Origin of the sequence: Micromonospora arida (assembly GCF_003857035.1) — a bacterium.
In the GTDB taxonomy this organism is placed as follows: Bacteria; Actinomycetota; Actinomycetes; order Mycobacteriales; family Micromonosporaceae; genus Micromonospora; species Micromonospora arida.
The window spans coordinates 47,628-62,794 of sequence record NZ_QGSY01000148.1 but is presented as its reverse complement, the minus strand read 5'-3'; the positions used below and the strand labels follow the sequence as shown (position 1 = coordinate 62,794).

Sequence of the window (15,167 nt, the reverse complement as noted above, 5' to 3'; positions counted from 1 at the left end):
GGCGGTGGCTGGTTTGGGGCTTTTTGCCGGCAAAGCTCGACCGAAGGGGGGACCCGGGTAACCGAATTGGAACGCGCCTTCCGGGGGTGCTAATGTTCTCTCCGTTGCCAACGAGCGCCGCTAGCTCAACTGGCAGAGCAGCGGACTCTTAATCCGCGGGTTCGGGGTTCGAGTCCCTGGCGGCGCACCAACGATGAAGGCCCTGGCTGGCAGAGATCTGCCAGTCAGGGCCTTTTTCGCGTACGCCGGTGCGACGAGGTGCGGTGCCAGCGGCTAGAGGCGGAGTGCGGCTCGTACCAGATCAGCGACGGCTCGGGAACGGCTGTGCGGGGGCCAGGCGATGACCGTGGTGACTTCCGGCGCGTCCACGATCGGCACGGCGACGAGATCATCGTTCAGCTGGGATCGGGCCGAGTCAGGCACGACCAGCAAGGTCCGGCCAAGGGCGATCAGCTGGAAAAGTTGTGTGTGGCTCTGTGCCTCAGGACCTGGGCCGTCGGGATAGGTGCCGTCATTCCCGGGCCAGCGCGGTAGAGGCAGGTCGGGCAGCTCGGTCACCTCGCTCAGCTGCAAACTCCTGCGAGTGGTGAGGGGATGGCCGGCCGGGAGGATGGCGACCTGGCCCTCGGTGAGCAGTTCCTCGGTGTCCAACCCTGTCAGGTCGTCGAACGGGTGGTGAAGGATCGCGACATCGGCACGGCCGGTCCGCAACAGCCGTTCTTGTTCGCCGGGGCCACACAGCGCCACGTCGACGTCGACCGATCCCGGTTCGGTGGCGTAGGCGTGTAGCAGCTTCGCGAGCAACTCGCTGGACGCTCCAGCCTTGGTCGCGAGGACGACGCTGGCGCGACCAGTGACGGCGAGAGCTGCGCGGCGGGTGCGATGTTCGGCAGCTTCCACAGCGTCCAGCGCTGCTCGTCCTTCGTGCAGCAGGACCGCACCGGCCTCGGTCAGGGTCACCGAGCGGCTGTCACGCTTCAGCAAGGCGGCACCCAGACGGCGTTCGAGCTGACTGATCGCCCGCGACAATGGTGGCTGGGCTATGCCCAGGCGTTGCGCCGCTCGGCCGAAGTGCAGTTCCTCGGCCACGGCGACGAAGTACCGCAGCTCCCGTGTCTCCACGTGTCGAGCCTAGCCGGGAACGGAGGCGCGACGATACCTTGAGGGTATCGCCCATGACTCAGGTGGTCTTGGACGGCTTGCGGGCCGTGACTCACAGTCGAAGACATGAGTGACACGAAGATCGCCCTGGTCACCGGGGCCAACAAGGGCATTGGGTACGAGATCGCGGCAGGCCTGGGTGCGCTGGGCTGGAGCGTGGGTGTCGGGGCCCGCGAGCAGATTCGGCGGGACGCGGCGGTGGTACGGCTGCGGGACGCCGGCGTCGACGCCTTCGGTGTTCCGTTGGATGTCACCGACGACAGCAGTGTCGCCGCCGCCGCCGATCTGATCGCCGAACGCGCCGGACGCCTCGATGCCCTGGTCAACAACGCCGGAATCACCGGCGGCGGGCCGCAGCAGCCGAGCAGCGTCGACGCTGCCGTCATCCGCACGGTGGTGGAGACCAACGTCATCGGCGTCATCCGGGTGACGAACGCCATGCTGCCGTTGCTTGGCAGGTCGGCCTCGCCGCGCATCGTGAACATGTCCAGCAGCGTCGGTTCTCTGGCCCGGCAGTCGGGCCCCGGTGGTGAGACCTCCACGGGTCCGGTCGCTGTGGCCTACGCGCCCTCCAAGTCGTTCCTGAACGCGGTGACCCTTCAGTACGTCCGGGAACTGGCAGACACGAACATCCTCATCAACTGCGCCTGCCCGGGCTTCGTCGCCACCGACCTCAACGGCTTCCGTGGCGTGCGTACTCCCCAGGAGGGCGCAGCAACCGCCATCCGCCTGGCCACACTGCCCGACGGGGGCCCCACCGGCGGATTCTTCGAGGACGCCGGTGTGGTGCCCTGGTGACGGCTCGCGGCTCTCAGGCCGGCCCGACGCCGCTCGGCGTCGGGCCGGCCGGGGCGGTGCTACCGTCTCGTCCCGTTGTCAACGAGCGCCGCTAGCTCAACTGGCATGAGCGGACGTTGTTGGCCTGCGGTCGTCGCTCACGGGGCAAGCGCGACCGGCGAAGGGTTGAGCCTGGCGAAGCCCTCTTGCCGCTGATAAGGGAAGTACGGATACGGCGCGGTGGTGGTGCTGACAGCGTCGAGCCGGGCTGTCTGTTCGGGCGTGAGCGACCAACCGACAGCGCCGATGTTCTGCCGCAGTTGGTCCTCATTACGGGCGCCGATGATGACGGTGGCCACCGTGGGGCGGCGTAGCAGCCAGTTCACCGCAATCTGCGGAATTGCCCGGCCGGTTTCGCGGGATAGTTCTTCGAGGACGTCCACGACGCGGAACAGAAGCTCATCGTTGACCGGCGGGCCGTAGGCGGCGGTCGCGTGCAGCCTGCTCGCTGAAGGTGGTGGCGTATTCCGGCGGATCTTGCCGGTAAGTCGTCCCCAGCCAAGCGGGCTCCACACTACGGCTCCGACGCCTTGGTCGAGGCCCAAGGGCAGCAGTTCCCACTCGTAGTCCCGGCCGATCAGTGAGTAGTAGACCTGATGGGCCACGTATCGACGACGGTGGTCCCGGTCGGCGGCAGCGAGGGACTTCATGAGCTGCCAGCCGGCGAAGTTGGACGCGCCCAGGTAGCGGATCTTCCCGTCCCGCACCAGGTCGTCCAGTGTCGATACCACCTCTTCTGCGGGCGTTGCGGCGTCGAAGGCATGCAGCTGAAACAGGTCGATGTAGTCGGTGCCGAGTCGGCGCAGCGCCGCATCGACTGACCGGATGAGTCGGGCCCGTGAGGTTCCCGCGTCGTTCGGCCCGTCGCCGGTCGGCAGGCCGCTCTTGGTCGAGATGAGGACGGCGTCGCGGCGACCTTTGATCGCCTGCCCCAGCACCTCCTCGGACGCGCCGTCGGAGTACACGTCTGCGGTGTCGAACATAGTGATCCCGGCGTCCAGGCAGATGTCCACAAGGCGTCTTGCCTGGCGCGCATCCGTGTTGCCCCAGGCGCCGAAGAGCGGTCCGGAACCGCCGAAGGTGCCGGCGCCGAAGCTGAGGGCGGGCACGTTAAGCCCGGAGGCCCCGAGTCGTCGGTACTCCACGAGTTGGCAACCCTTCGTTAACGGAACTCCAGTTCCTATAATGCTTTGAGTACGATAGCAGCCATCAGCACTTAAGGAAACTGGAGACCCGTTATGGCCGTCGGCGCAATCCGGCCCGGAGGACGGACCGCCCGAGTCCGAGCCGCCGTGCTCCGAGCCGCCGGTGACGCGCTCGTCGAGCACGGGTATGACCACCTCGACCTTGCCGACGTGGCACGCCGCGCCGAGGTGGGCAAGACAACGGTCTACCGCCGCTGGGGTACGGTCGCCGGCCTCGTCGCCGATCTGCTAACGGACATGGCGGAGCATTCGTCGCCGCGCGCCGACACTGGGTCTCTGATCGAGGATCTGCGCGCCAATGCTCGGCTGGTGCAGCGCACCCTGGCCGACCCGCGGCAGGGCGCACTCTTCCGGGCGGTGATTGTCGCCGCAGCCTGCAACCCCGCTGCCGCCGAGGCGCTGCACCGCTTCTACGCCGTCCGCATCGCCGAATGGGCTCCCTGCGTAGAGCAGGCCGTGCAGCGGGCAGAGCTGCCCCCAGGTACGGATGCCTGCGACGTCGTCCGCGCCGTCTCGGCACCCCTCTACTACCGCCTGCTCATTAGCGGAGATCCCATCGACGCCGCTGCGGCCGACCGTGCCGCCGAGGCGGCAGCGTCAGCCGCCCGTGCTGGCGTCTACGCGCCCGCCAGCCGCCCCAACTGACAACACATCCCATCCGCATTTGCCGCAGATCGCGCGGCTCGGTACGGCCGTCCGCGAGGCCGGCGAGATGGCGTTGGAGGTTCAGGTACGCGACCTGGTGCCGACGGAGGGAGCGGTCGCCGGTGGCGCTGATGGTGTCGGCCCTGCTTGAATGTCCCGCGGTAGACAGAGGAGCTGTAGCTGATCTAGATCGGCCCCGGCCTGCCCTACGCTGACGCCATGAGGGAGCGGGGCGTGAACCAACTCCACTGCTGGCCCTACCCGGCGGATGCTGACGGACCGGCAGGCGGCGGTGCCGACTCGCGTGCTCCCGGACGAGGTCCGGGCTGACGTCGAGACATTGTGGCGCTACCACGACATGCGCCACGAGCTGCGCCCTTGCGACGTGGGCATCGGGTTGGGGAGCCATGACCTCGGCGTTGCGGTGATCGCAACGCGGCTGTTTCAAGCCGGCCTGTTCCCATGGATCGTTTTTACCGGTGCGAACGCCCCGACCACTGTCGAACGGTTCCCGCAGGGAGAGGCGGTGCACTACCGCGAGTACGCCGTCGAGCAGGGTGTGCCCCCGGAGGCGATTCTTGTGGAGCCGCGGGCCACGAACACCGCCGAGAACCTCGAGTTCTCCCGTGCGCTCCTGGCCGAACGCCAGATCCCGGTGCAGTCGGTGCTGATCATGTCGCGGCCCTACCAGCAGCGTCGGGCCTACGCCACCTGCAGGTCGATGTGGCCGGAGGTCGATGTGGTGTGCGTGTCGAACCCACTCGAACTGGACGACTATGTCCGCAGCATCGGCGATCCGCGGCGGGTGGTGGACATGCTGGTAGGCGACACGCAGCGGATCGAGGTGTACGCGGAGCGTGGGTTCGCGATCCCGCAGGAGATGCCGGACGAGGTACGGGCGGCCTTCGAGCGCCTGGTGGCGGCTGGCTACACGAGCCGGCTGATCTGAGCCCGGCTACCAGCGCGGTCCTCCCGACCGGACGCCCATCCGGTCGCTGAGTTCGACGGCCAGTCGGGGTGGCCGGGGGCGGGTGAGGATGTCACGGATGAGGTCGCGGGAGAGCTGGTGGTAGCGCACCTGGTCGGGGCCGATGACCTCGGCGTCCAGAAGCGCCGTGAGCGCGTCGTCGATGCGGTTCCACCTGGCAAGGGCTCGGGCGGTTTCGATGGCATGCCGAACCTGCCGCTCGACGGGCATGGTGCCGGTGTCGAGTGGGGCGCCGATGGCGATGGCGCGTTGCCCGTCGCCGAGTTCCATCGCCACGGTCGTCTCGTGGATCGACACGTTGGTCGGCCCGAACGCGCGAGCGGCGCTCGACACTCACGGGTGCCCCTCCAGGTGGCATCAAGCGAGCGGCCCGGCGCCAATCGGCGCCGGGCCGCTCGCGCCATCGGCGCTGCACCCACTCCTACATGCACAAGCCTCAGTAGTCGATATTGATGGCCGCGATCTGGCGGGTGCCGTTGGAGACGATGGCAGGGCCGGCGAAGCGCGAGCTGGAGTAGGTCAGTGCCGTCTTGTGACCGGGACTGTTGAACCAGGCCGTGATCATCTGCTCGGGTGTGGCGGTGCCCGAAGACGCGAAGAGGACCTCATGGCCGCAGTGCTCGAACGTGCCCGCATCAAGGTTCTGCTTCACGCAGGCTTCCCCGGCGCGTTGCTCCGTGGCGCGCAGCGCGACCTCCGGCAGTCCGAGCGCGCGGCGTCGCTCGTTGAGCAGCACCAGCAGACGCTGTTCGGCGGCGGAGACACCGGATGCCGCATTGGCAGACTTGGCTGCCGATCTGGTCGGTGACGTGGTCGGCGCCGGCGACCTGGTCGGCTTCGCTGACCTGGTGGGCGTGGAGGTCGCCCGCGAGGTGGACGGCGACGCCTTGAGCGCCGTCGGGGAGGGCGACGCGAACGCGGGTTCGGTGGTTTCGTAGCCGGGTTCGATGATCGCGGTTGGGGGCTGGGCGCCGGTCGCGCTCGCCGGCCGTTGCGTCGGCCTGTCCGCGTAACTGGCGATGAGGAACCCGCCGCCTCCGATCAGGGCGACGGCCGCGAAGGCGCCGACCAGGGTCTTGGGCAGAGACAGTGCCGTGACGCCGGCCTGATGCGACACCCCGCCGGTCTTCGCGGACGCGCCGGTCGGCGCGACGTCCCGCAACGCCCCGGCGGTCTTCACGGGGGCGCCGGCGGGCGCGACTCCCTGCGACGTGCCGGAGACGGTGTACGCGTTGTGCGTGACGTCCGACGCGAGGCCGGCCGGGAGCGGTGTGAGCGCCAGGCCGGCCAGCAGCCGTTCGGCCGGAACCAGATCCGACGTGGCGTTCGGGCACTGCGCGCAGGTGCGAATGTGCCGCGCCAGTCGCTTGCGCCACACCTGCGCGGGCTGGCCGTCCCAATCGGACGCCGTGTCGATCAGGCCTGCGCAGCCGGGCCGGGTGGAAAGAGCTCGCACCACCAGCCGAGCGGTGTCCAACTGTGCCTTCATCCGGGCCACCCGGACGGTCACGTGGTGCGGGTCCAGTTGCAGGGCATCGACCAGGTCGGCGCGGGAAAGGTGACCGGCCTCGACCAGCCACCACAGGGACAGCAGGTGGCGGTGGTCGTCGTCCAGCCAGCGCGTGGCCAGGACCACCTCCCGGCGCTCATTGGACAGGCGAAGCTTGGTCAGGGTCAGGTCCTCGAAGTCGGAGCCCGGGACGACCAGATTGTCGATGTCCTCCGGCGGCGCCGGGGTGGTGTGCTGGTACTGCCGGTAGGCACGGATTTCGTTCATGGTGACGGCCACCAGCCACGACCGGAAGAGCCGCGGATCGCGTACGCCCGCCAGTCCGCGCACGACGCTCAACATCGTGTTCTGCACCACGTCGTCGACATCCGCCGACCGATTCAGTGCCCGGCCCACGATGTTGTACACCAGTGGCAGGTAATGCGAGACCAACGCGTCCATCGCCGCCTGGTCGCCGCGGCGTGCCGCGTCCACCGCCGCCGACATGTCGGTCCTGTTCGGGTACGCGTGCTCGGTCACGCTCACAACCTCGCCTTCACGGGACATCTTCGTACACCGTGGAGATCGGTTGGCACCCGTCCAGGTCACACAAACTGACGTTGTCATCGTCCACCGCCGGTGACGACGTCCAGGCCGAAGTCCCCTCAGTGCGGTGCCGGCCAGCCTTCAGCTGACAGACACCAACAGGCTCATCTGTTGCTGTTGAGGCAAACGATGGTGCCGTTGAGGACGGTGGCGAAGAGCGTCCATGCGGCGTACGGGGCCAGCGCGGCGGCCGCGACACGGTCGACACGGGAGGCGCGGCGGAGCAGCATGACGTTGGAGGCGTTGAGCGCGGCGATCTCGGCCAGCGCGACGGTGGGTCTGTGGGCCTTGAAGAACAGCGCGCTCCACCCGAAGTTGAGAGCCAGGTTGAGCCCGTAGGCACGGGTGAACGCGGCGCGGTCGGTTTCGCTGGTGCGGTCCAGCACCCGGGCACCGGCCACCGCGATCAGGGCGTACAGCGGCGTCCATACCAGCGGGAACGCCACGGGCGGGGGTTGCCAGGTCGGCTTGCGCAGTCGCTGGTACCAGCGTGAGGAAGCGTCAGTGACCGTCGCCCCGGCGGCGGCCGTCGCGGTGACCGCCGCCGCGGTCTTGACCAAAGTTGGTACTCGCATGCTGTTCAGCTACCCGACCTACGACGGATCAATCGCGCCCCGTTCACCGGCCGGCGGGCGGTGGAACGAGAGCGAAACGCTGTCGGAGTGTTCAGTTAGCCTCTGCGCCATGCCGATGATCACAATCGCCGATGAAGTGACCGGAGCGCCGAGTGGTCCTGAGTGGACAATGGACGTCTTCGAGGAAGAGGTACGCCTCGGCGAGTTGATTCGGCGGCGGGTCTTTCTGGAGGTCGCGGAGTCCGGCGGGCACGTCGATCCGGAGGAGCGGACCCGGGCGACGCTCGAGGCGTTCGGCCGCAACGGCTTCGTGGTGCTGGTCGACGACCGGCAGGTGACGGCCCTGGACGACAAGGTCCACCTGCACGCGGGGTCCCGGATCACGTTCCTCAAGCTCGTCCCGCTGGTGGGTGGCTGATGAGCGACTTCGATCCGGAGCTGGCGCTACGCGAGCTGATCGCCACCGCCACCGGGTGGTGCGAGCAAGGCGACGGCACCATCTCGTGGTACGACCGTCGGGAGTACGCCAGGCAGGTGGCGGCGCTGTGTGCGTTGGCGCCAGCCGGCAGGGGCCCGGTGCTGCTCGCCGCGCTCAACGACCCGGACGGCCCGTACGATCTCGCACCCGCCCAGCGGGAGCTGCTGCCGGAGGCCACCGAACATGTCCAGGTGCTCGGCGCCGCCCTGGCAGACCTTGATGATGCCGACGCGGATCCGGATCGGTGGGTCGCCGCGGCGCTGACGCTGATCAAGTACCGGCCGCAACGGCCGTACATCGGCGAACCGTGGGACGGTGCCCGTCGGGAAACGTGGGCCCGGGCGGAGAAGTTCCTGGCCGGGCGGCCGGTGTCGGTGCGGCAGGCGGTGTTCGACGCGTTGACGGTGCCCGGGGAGGACAGCGACGGGCGGATCAAGCTGATCAAAATTGTGCTCTCGGGCGGCGGGCTGGACAGTGCCGGATGGCTCGACCGGCTGAGCGGTCAAGCGTGGCTGGGATTCAACTGGTGGAGCTGGCACCTCAACGACCTGACCTGGGAGTCCATCCAGGCCGAGGCGCGGGCCGGACGTACCCACCCGGCGGCACTGGCGACCTGGCGTCGGACGCGGATCGAGCGCAGCATGTCCGACCTGAGCGACGAAGGCGATCGGATGTGGCCGATCCCCAACGTCGGCGAGCGGTGGGCGGACCGCGCCGTCGCCGACATCGAGGCGATGCCGGAGGAGTGTCGGGCCGCCTGGCACGCGCTGTTGGTCCACTGCCCGCTCGGCGCGGACAAGGCCAAGCCGACGACCGCCTGGCGCAAGACCGCCCGGTCCCTGCTCGACGCGGTCGGCGGCGACGAGTTCACCGCGCGTCTCGACGACTGGCTCCCGCTGGTGGGTCAGGCGCGCACCCTGCCGCTGCGCATGACGACGTGTTGCCCAGGCCACCTGGCGGATGCCTCACCAAGGACGATCGACCGCTACAACGTCGGGCTGCTGTGGGGGCTGATCTGGATGCGGGCGATGCTCCCGCCCTCGGAGGAGACCCTGCGCAGCCTCGGCCACATCGCGGAACGGGCCGCCCGCAAGATTCCCGGGCACGGCCCGGCGAGCCCGAAGCTGGCGAACCTCGCCGCTGCGGCGCTCGTCGACACCGATCACCCCGCCGCCCTCGCGCAACTGGCTCGGCTGGCCTCGCGGTTGACCTACAAGAGCACGCTCCGCATCGTCGAGAAGGGCCTGACCAAGCACGCCGAGGCGCGCGGCATCGGCCGGGAGGACGTCGAGGAGATGGCGCTGCCCGGCTTCGGGCTGCCGCTCGCGGACAAGCTGGGTGACAGCTCGTACGAGGTCGAGGTGCGCGGCATCGATGCCACCGTGGTGTGGCGCAACTCCGACGGCAAGGTGGTCAAAGCTCCGCCGGCCCAGGTGCGCAAGGACCACGGCGAGGAGTTGAAGGAGCTGAAGGCGACAGTCGCGGACATCGGCGCGACGCTGATCGGGACCCGCGACCGCCTGGAAGGGCTGCTGCGGCGCGACCGCGCGTGGACCGTCGAGCAGTGGCGGGAGCGGTTCCTGGACCACCCGCTGGCCCGGACCCTGGCCCGACGGCTGATCTGGACCGTCGACGGCGTCGCCTGCTGCTGGGGCGGCGACGCCCTGCGGACCGTGGACGGCACGGTGTTCGAGCCCGCCGGCGACGCCACGGTACGGCTGTGGCACCCGGTCGACGATCCGGCGGCGGTCCCGGCCTGGCGGGACTTCCTGGCCCGGCACACGATCACCCAGCCGTTCAAGCAGGCGCACCGCGAGCAGTACCTGCTGACCGACGCGGAGCGGGCCACCGGCACGTACTCCAACCGGTTCGCCGCGCACATCGTGCGCCAGCACCGTCTCATCGCGCTGCTGTCCCGGCGGGGCTGGTCGCACGTTCGACACCGCAACGACGGCGCCACCTACCAGGACCCCCGGCTTGCCCTTCCGGACTGGGAGATGCGCGCCGTGCTGCACATCGCCGGGATCGAGGATCAGGGCGACGACCTGATGTTCGACACGATGGGGACCGACCAACTGGTGTTCCTCCGGGGGGAACGCACGCCGGTGCCGCTGGAGGAGGTTCCGGCTGTCGTGCTGAGCGAGGTGATGCGCGACGTCGACCTGTTTGTTGCCGCGTCCGGGGTGGGCAACGACCCGAACTGGTACGACGGTGGTCCCCAGGGCCGGTACCGCGACTACTGGTCGCAGAACAGCTTCGGCGACCTCAATCCGCCCGCCAGGACTCGTCGGGAGGTGCTGGCCGAGGTGATTCCCCGGCTGGCGATCGCCAGCCGGTGCACGTTCACCGACCGGTTCCTCGAAGTGCGGGGTGACCTGCACACGTACCGCATCCACTGCGGCTCGGGCAACATCCTGATCGCCCCGGACGACCGGTACCTGTGCATCATTCCCGACTCGGCCAAGGCGAAGGAGCCGGAGATGTACCTGCCCTTCGAGGGCGACAGCCGGCTCGGCGAAATCATCAGCAAGGCGTTGCTGCTGGCCGCCGACAAGAAGATCAAGGACTCGGTGATCCTGCGCCAACTGTAAGGCGCCGAGTGACGGCGCCGGGCTGAGGCCACGGCGCCGTCACCCGGCAGGTCAGCTGGAGGTCCGCCTCGGGAGCAGCAGCTCCTCGTGATCGAGTTCACGTTCCAGGACGCGGAGTTCCTCGTCCGGCAGTCGGCCGGAGTCGCGCCAGCGCACCAGTTCCTCGCGCTGCGCGTCGATGGCTGTCCGTCGGACCCGAAGCGCCGTCTCGTACGCCGGTGAGGTGGGCAGCTCGGATGAGCCGCTCTGCTCCAGAAGGTCCAGCCGCCCGCGGTAGCGCGCCAGTCGGGCCAGCAGTTGCGTACGGGTGGTGTTGACGGCCACCGCACTGTCCGGTTCCATGGCGGCGACCTCGTCGAGGCGGGCCAGGGCGGCCTCGACCGCCGCCGAGCGGGCCTCGTTGCGTACGCGGGCCTGGTCGGTTTCGTTGGCGCGCAGGCCCAGCATCCGCACGAGCGGCGCGAACGTCAGGCCCTGCCCGACGAGTGTCACCAGGACGACCACGAAGGTGCAGAACAGCAGGAGGTCACGGTCGGGAAAGGGTGCGCCGCTGTTGGTGGTCAGCGGCAGGGTGAAGATCGCGGCCAGGCTGATCACGCCACGGGTGCCGGACCAGCTCAGTGCCACCACTTCCCGGGATGTGAGTCGGCGGGCGTTGCGGTCAGCGCGCTCGATCTGCCGGGCACTCGCGGGTTCGTCGGGGTCGTCCTGCTCGGAAATGCCGCCCAGCCGGGTGTGCAGCGACCGGGGAAGGGACTGGGTCATCACCAGCCACGCGGGGCGCAGCAGGAGCACCACGCCGACCGATATGGCGACAGCGGTGACGATGGTCGACGTGTCGTACTGACGTAGGCCCTTGACGACTTCGGGAAGCTGCTGGCCGATGAGCAGGAAGACGAAGCCTTCGAGGAGGAAGTCGACCAGCCGCCACACCGCGCTGGTCTGCAGCCGGGCGGCCCCCGAGGTGAGCTGCGGCGTCTTGTGACCGACGATCAGCCCGGCGACCACCACGGCGAGCACCCCGGAGACGTGCAGTTCCTCGCCCAACAGGTAGGCCACGAACGGTGTCGCGAGCGAGATGGCATTCGACAACAGTGGGTCCGCGGTGAACGGTCGGGCCAGACGTACCAGCCAGGCCACGGCCGCTCCCACGGCGACCCCGCCGACCGCCGCCAGCACGAACTGGGCAACGGCGGACGGGAACGAGAACTCACCACCCACCGCGGCGGCCACCGCGACGCTGAGCATCGTCAGCGCGGTGGCGTCGTTGAGCAGCCCCTCGCCCTGAATGATCGTGACCATCTTCGGTGGCAGGTTCACCCGGCGGCCCACCGCCAGGGCGGCCACCGGGTCGGGCGGCGCGATGGCGGCGCCGACCGCGATCCCGGCAGCGAGCGTCGCCCCGGCGACGAACAGGTGGAAACCGATGCCGACCAGTACCCCGGTGAGGAGCACCAGCAGCACGGACAGGCTGACCACGATGCGGAGGTTCCGGCGGATGTCCAACAGCGAGGAGTCCAGTGCGGCGCTGTAGAGCAACGGCGGCAGCACGATCATGAGCACGAGGTCGGGATCAAGGCCGACGTTGGGGCCGGGTAGCAGCGCGTACACGATGCCGATGAGCGGCAGAAGCGCCGCGGCCGGCAGCCCGGTGCGGGCCGCCACCCACCGCACGACGACGATGACCGCGACAGCGGCGAGCACGAACAACAACATCGAATGGGTGCTCACCTGGTTGATTCCCCTGGATCGGCGCGAGGTTGGTCGGAGCCACCGCGGGTTCGCGGCCGAGCCGGCCGAACGGCGCCGTCGGCGCAGCATGCAGCAGTGACGAGCGTACCCGCCTGGGCACCGGACCTGGCCGGCTGCTGAACACGGCGGCGGCGCGCCACTGACGTTCCCCGGCCGGGCCGGGGACGCCGTCTTCGTCGACGCCACCGCCCCCGGGATCGCCGACCGCTGCTCGCCATACGGGCTCACCGATGCGACCGACCAGGTGATCGGAGGCGGCTGCAACATCAACGGCGTCGGGTACATTGACCGCGTCGACCTCACCGCTGCCGGCACGTACGCCGTACGGGTCGCCGCCGCCCCCGGCGACACCGGACGAGCCGCCATCCGGGTGTACGTGGCCCGGGACGTCGACGGCACACTGCAAGCGAACGGCCCGGAGGTCACCGCGACCCTTGACCACCCAGGCGCGTGGGCCCGGTACCGGTTCACCGGGCAGCAGGGTGAACGCGTCTTCGTCGAGGTGCCAACGAGCACACTTCCCCACCAGTGCTCCCCGCTGGAACTGCGCGACACCGAGAACCGGCTGCTCAGCAGCGGCTGCGTGATCAACGGCGTCGGCGAGATCGACGGCACGCTGCTGCCCGCCGACGGGACGTACACAGTGGTGGTCGATCCGACCGGTCGCACCACCGGCGCGACCACACTGCGGCTGGTCAGCAGCCGCGACCGGGAGGCGACGATCGCCGTGGGCGGTCCGCCGGTCGTCGCCACCGTCGACCGACCCGGCGCGGTCACCACCTACCGTTTCACCGCCGACGCCGGTTCGTCGGTGAGTCTGACCGCGACCGCCTCCGACCTAACGGACCAGTGCGGTGTGTTGGAGCTACGCGCCCCCGACGGCAGCCCGATCACCAGCGGCTGCGTGATCAACGGCGCTGGTGACATCGAGCCGACGACGCTGCCGGCCTCTGGCGCGTACAGGGTGGTGGTGGACCCGTCCGGAGTCGCAACCGGGCAGGTCACGCTGACCCTGCGGTGAGGCGCCCCCGCCCGGTCCGAGTCGATCATGGAGTTGTGGTGGGCCGAAAAGGTCTCCTACCAGGCATAACGGTAACCACGACTCCATGATCGACGGGAGGGACGGGGCTTCGCACTGTCGCGAGCGCTCGTGTCGGGTTCGGGGCGTGCCAGCGTCTCGTCCCGCTGTCAGCGAACGCCGCCAGCTCAACTGGCAGAGCAGCGCACCAGTCAGGTGGCCGTTACCGGCACGGGCCGGTAACGGGCCAGCGTGCAGGCGAGTCCCGCGACCACGGCGACCACCGCGATAAGTCGAGCCGCAGGAGTTGCCAGGGCGGCGGGACCCGACACGGTGAGCAGTTCGACCGCGAGGTGCCCCGGATACAGCCCGACGAAGCCCGTCATGGTCAGTTCGAGGATGGGCTCCAGGACCATGAGGTAACCGAGCACGACCGCCACGGCTCCGATCTGGGCCTGCGTGACGATGGCGAGCGCTGCTCCCAGCAGCGCCCAGGAGCCGGCGGCCACCGCCGAGGCCAGGACGAGGGTCGTCAGCCGACCCGCGGGAGGAGCTACGTCGAGCGTCGCCCACCAGGTCGCGGCGGTGAGGACGCCACCGACGGCACCACCCACCAGGCCCAGGCCGAAGGTGACCCGAAGCATCCGCAGCGTGTACCGTACCGGGCCGCCCAGGGTGAGGACCTCCCCGGCCAACGACCCGAACCGGGCATCCGCGCCGCCGGTCAGAGCACCGAAAAGCCCGGCGAGCGCCGGCACGAAGCCGAGTGCGAGAGACGGGCTCGGATCCAGGTGCAGGAACGCTGTGGACAGGCTCACCATCACGGCGAAGACGACCTCCAGCGCCAGCAGGATCCACGGCCCCGGTACGGACATGGCCCGCAACACGTCACGTCCCAACGCGCTCACTGGATCCGCCCCTTCTCTGCGCCTGGTCGACCGGCAACCGTGACCAGATCGTCGAGGGCCGATCGCAGACCGTCCGACGATGGCCCCGCCATGGAAAGCAGCGGCACCTGGTGAGCGGCGAGCAGTCGCCCCAGTTGAGCCGCGTCACCGTCGTGCACCGTGACCCCCAGGTCGGGCTCTTCGCTGAAGCGTGCGCCCGACTGTGCCAGGACCCGCCGGAGCAGATCCGGTTCGCTGGAGCGCAGGTGCACTGCGACGGCCCGTTCACCGACGAATCCCGCGACGGGACCGGCGTAGGCCAGTCGTCCTTGGCCGAGCACGGCTATCTCGTCGGCGCTGCGCTCCACCTCGTGGAGGTCGTGAGAGGACACCCAGACGCACCCCCCGGCCGCCGCGTACCGTCGAAGCCGGTTGCGCAACCAGTGGACCGCGCCCGCGTCCAGCCCCACGGTCGGTTCGTCCAGCACGAGCAGGCGCGGCTGACCCACGAGCGCCGTGGCGACGGCCAACCGCTGCGCCTGGCCCAGGGAAAGGTCCCCGCAACACACCCGGGAATCGGTCAGTCCGGTATCCGCCCAGGCCCGGTCGAGGTCAGACCGGTCACCGCCGATCGCCGAGACCCGTAGTCGCAGCTCGGTTCGTACCCTCCTACGCGGGTGGGTCAGGCGGGGGCCGAACGATGCCGAGGCCCACCGCGTCGGGTACGGCGGCGGCGTACCAGCCAGTCGGACCGTGCCTGCCAACGGCCGGAGCAGCCCGAGCGCGGCGCGCATCAGCGTGGTCTTTCCGCACCCGTTCGGCCCGACCAGCCCGAACCATCCGCCAGGCGTGAGTCGCAGAGAGACCTCGGACAGGATCGTCCGCGACTTCATCCCGACCGTGACCGCGTCCAGCGCAAGCAACGGTTCCTTCAC

General features: G+C 69.4%; 13 protein-coding genes, 1 tRNA gene and 1 pseudogene. 7 read left to right on the top strand and 8 right to left on the bottom strand.

The features are described 5' to 3' along the window. Positions 1–114 precede the first annotated feature (114 nt). Positions 115–190 (top strand) — tRNA-Lys (locus DLJ58_RS10405). Between the two features lie 83 nt (positions 191–273). Here the strand turns inward: DLJ58_RS10405 and DLJ58_RS10400 are convergent. Next, a complete protein-coding gene (locus tag DLJ58_RS10400) occupies positions 274–1,122 on the bottom strand; it encodes a LysR family transcriptional regulator (RefSeq protein WP_124855206.1) in 849 nt (282 codons plus the stop codon). 105 nt (positions 1,123–1,227) lie between these two features. Here DLJ58_RS10400 and DLJ58_RS10395 point away from each other — a divergent pair, with 105 nt between their 5' ends. Then, the gene (locus DLJ58_RS10395) at positions 1,228–1,959 is read left to right on the top strand and encodes an SDR family oxidoreductase (RefSeq protein ID WP_124855204.1); all 732 of its coding nucleotides are present in this window, start codon (positions 1,228–1,230) and stop codon (positions 1,957–1,959) included. Between the two features lie 137 nt (positions 1,960–2,096). Here DLJ58_RS10395 and DLJ58_RS10390 read toward each other — a convergent pair whose 3' ends face one another. After that, positions 2,097–3,143: an aldo/keto reductase gene (locus DLJ58_RS10390; protein WP_124855202.1), complete on the bottom strand. Its 1,047-nt coding sequence runs from the start codon at positions 3,141–3,143 to the stop codon at positions 2,097–2,099. A gap of 147 nt (positions 3,144–3,290) precedes the next feature. Between DLJ58_RS10390 and DLJ58_RS10385 the strand changes: the two genes are divergently transcribed. Both DLJ58_RS10385 and DLJ58_RS10380 read left to right on the top strand, forming a co-directional pair. Next, on the top strand, positions 3,291–3,848 hold the full coding sequence (locus tag DLJ58_RS10385; protein WP_244218871.1) for a TetR/AcrR family transcriptional regulator: 558 nt from the start codon (positions 3,291–3,293) through the stop codon (positions 3,846–3,848). Positions 3,849–4,116: 268 nt separating this feature from the next. After that, positions 4,117–4,797: a YdcF family protein gene (locus tag DLJ58_RS10380; RefSeq protein ID WP_124855198.1), complete on the top strand. Its 681-nt coding sequence runs from the start codon at positions 4,117–4,119 to the stop codon at positions 4,795–4,797. A 6-nt stretch (positions 4,798–4,803) separates the two neighbouring features. On the opposite strand, the pseudogene DLJ58_RS10375 reads toward DLJ58_RS10380, so the two are convergent. From DLJ58_RS10375 to DLJ58_RS10365, 3 genes and pseudogenes are all read right to left on the bottom strand, one after another. Then, a pseudogene (locus DLJ58_RS10375) lies at positions 4,804–5,151 on the bottom strand (XRE family transcriptional regulator); the annotation flags it as partial. 121 nt (positions 5,152–5,272) lie between these two features. Then, on the bottom strand, positions 5,273–6,865 hold the full coding sequence (locus tag DLJ58_RS10370; RefSeq protein ID WP_124855196.1) for a sigma-70 family RNA polymerase sigma factor: 1,593 nt from the start codon (positions 6,863–6,865) through the stop codon (positions 5,273–5,275). 170 nt (positions 6,866–7,035) lie between these two features. After that, positions 7,036–7,506: a TspO/MBR family protein gene (locus DLJ58_RS10365; RefSeq protein ID WP_124855194.1), complete on the bottom strand. Its 471-nt coding sequence runs from the start codon at positions 7,504–7,506 to the stop codon at positions 7,036–7,038. Positions 7,507–7,615: 109 nt separating this feature from the next. Here DLJ58_RS10365 and DLJ58_RS10360 point away from each other — a divergent pair, with 109 nt between their 5' ends. Both DLJ58_RS10360 and DLJ58_RS10355 read left to right on the top strand, forming a co-directional pair. Further along, positions 7,616–7,924, top strand: a complete 309-nt coding sequence (locus DLJ58_RS10360; RefSeq protein ID WP_124855192.1) for a hypothetical protein — start codon at positions 7,616–7,618, stop codon at positions 7,922–7,924. Continuing rightward, entirely contained in the window at positions 7,924–10,575 is a 2,652-nt protein-coding gene (locus DLJ58_RS10355) for a DUF4132 domain-containing protein (protein ID WP_124855190.1), read from the top strand. Before DLJ58_RS10360 ends, DLJ58_RS10355 begins: the two co-directional genes overlap by 1 nt. Before the next feature lie 51 nt (positions 10,576–10,626). Here DLJ58_RS10355 and DLJ58_RS10350 read toward each other — a convergent pair whose 3' ends face one another. Further along, positions 10,627–12,306, bottom strand: coding sequence for a Na+/H+ antiporter (locus tag DLJ58_RS10350; protein WP_386998453.1), 1,680 nt, complete (start codon positions 12,304–12,306; stop codon positions 10,627–10,629). Between the two features lie 265 nt (positions 12,307–12,571). On the opposite strand from DLJ58_RS10350, the gene DLJ58_RS10345 reads away from it, so the two are divergent. Next, the gene (locus DLJ58_RS10345; RefSeq protein ID WP_244218869.1) at positions 12,572–13,348 is read left to right on the top strand and encodes a hypothetical protein; all 777 of its coding nucleotides are present in this window, start codon (positions 12,572–12,574) and stop codon (positions 13,346–13,348) included. 209 nt (positions 13,349–13,557) lie between these two features. On the opposite strand, the gene DLJ58_RS10340 is transcribed toward DLJ58_RS10345, so the two are convergent. Together DLJ58_RS10340 and DLJ58_RS10335 are read right to left on the bottom strand one after the other, a co-directional pair. Next, the gene (locus DLJ58_RS10340; RefSeq protein ID WP_124855186.1) at positions 13,558–14,253 is read right to left on the bottom strand and encodes a hypothetical protein; all 696 of its coding nucleotides are present in this window, start codon (positions 14,251–14,253) and stop codon (positions 13,558–13,560) included. Continuing rightward, positions 14,250–15,167 (bottom strand): ATP-binding cassette domain-containing protein, encoded by a 918-nt coding sequence (locus DLJ58_RS10335; RefSeq protein ID WP_124855184.1) that lies wholly within the window; start codon positions 15,165–15,167, stop codon positions 14,250–14,252. The genes DLJ58_RS10340 and DLJ58_RS10335 overlap by 4 nt, the downstream gene beginning before the upstream one ends.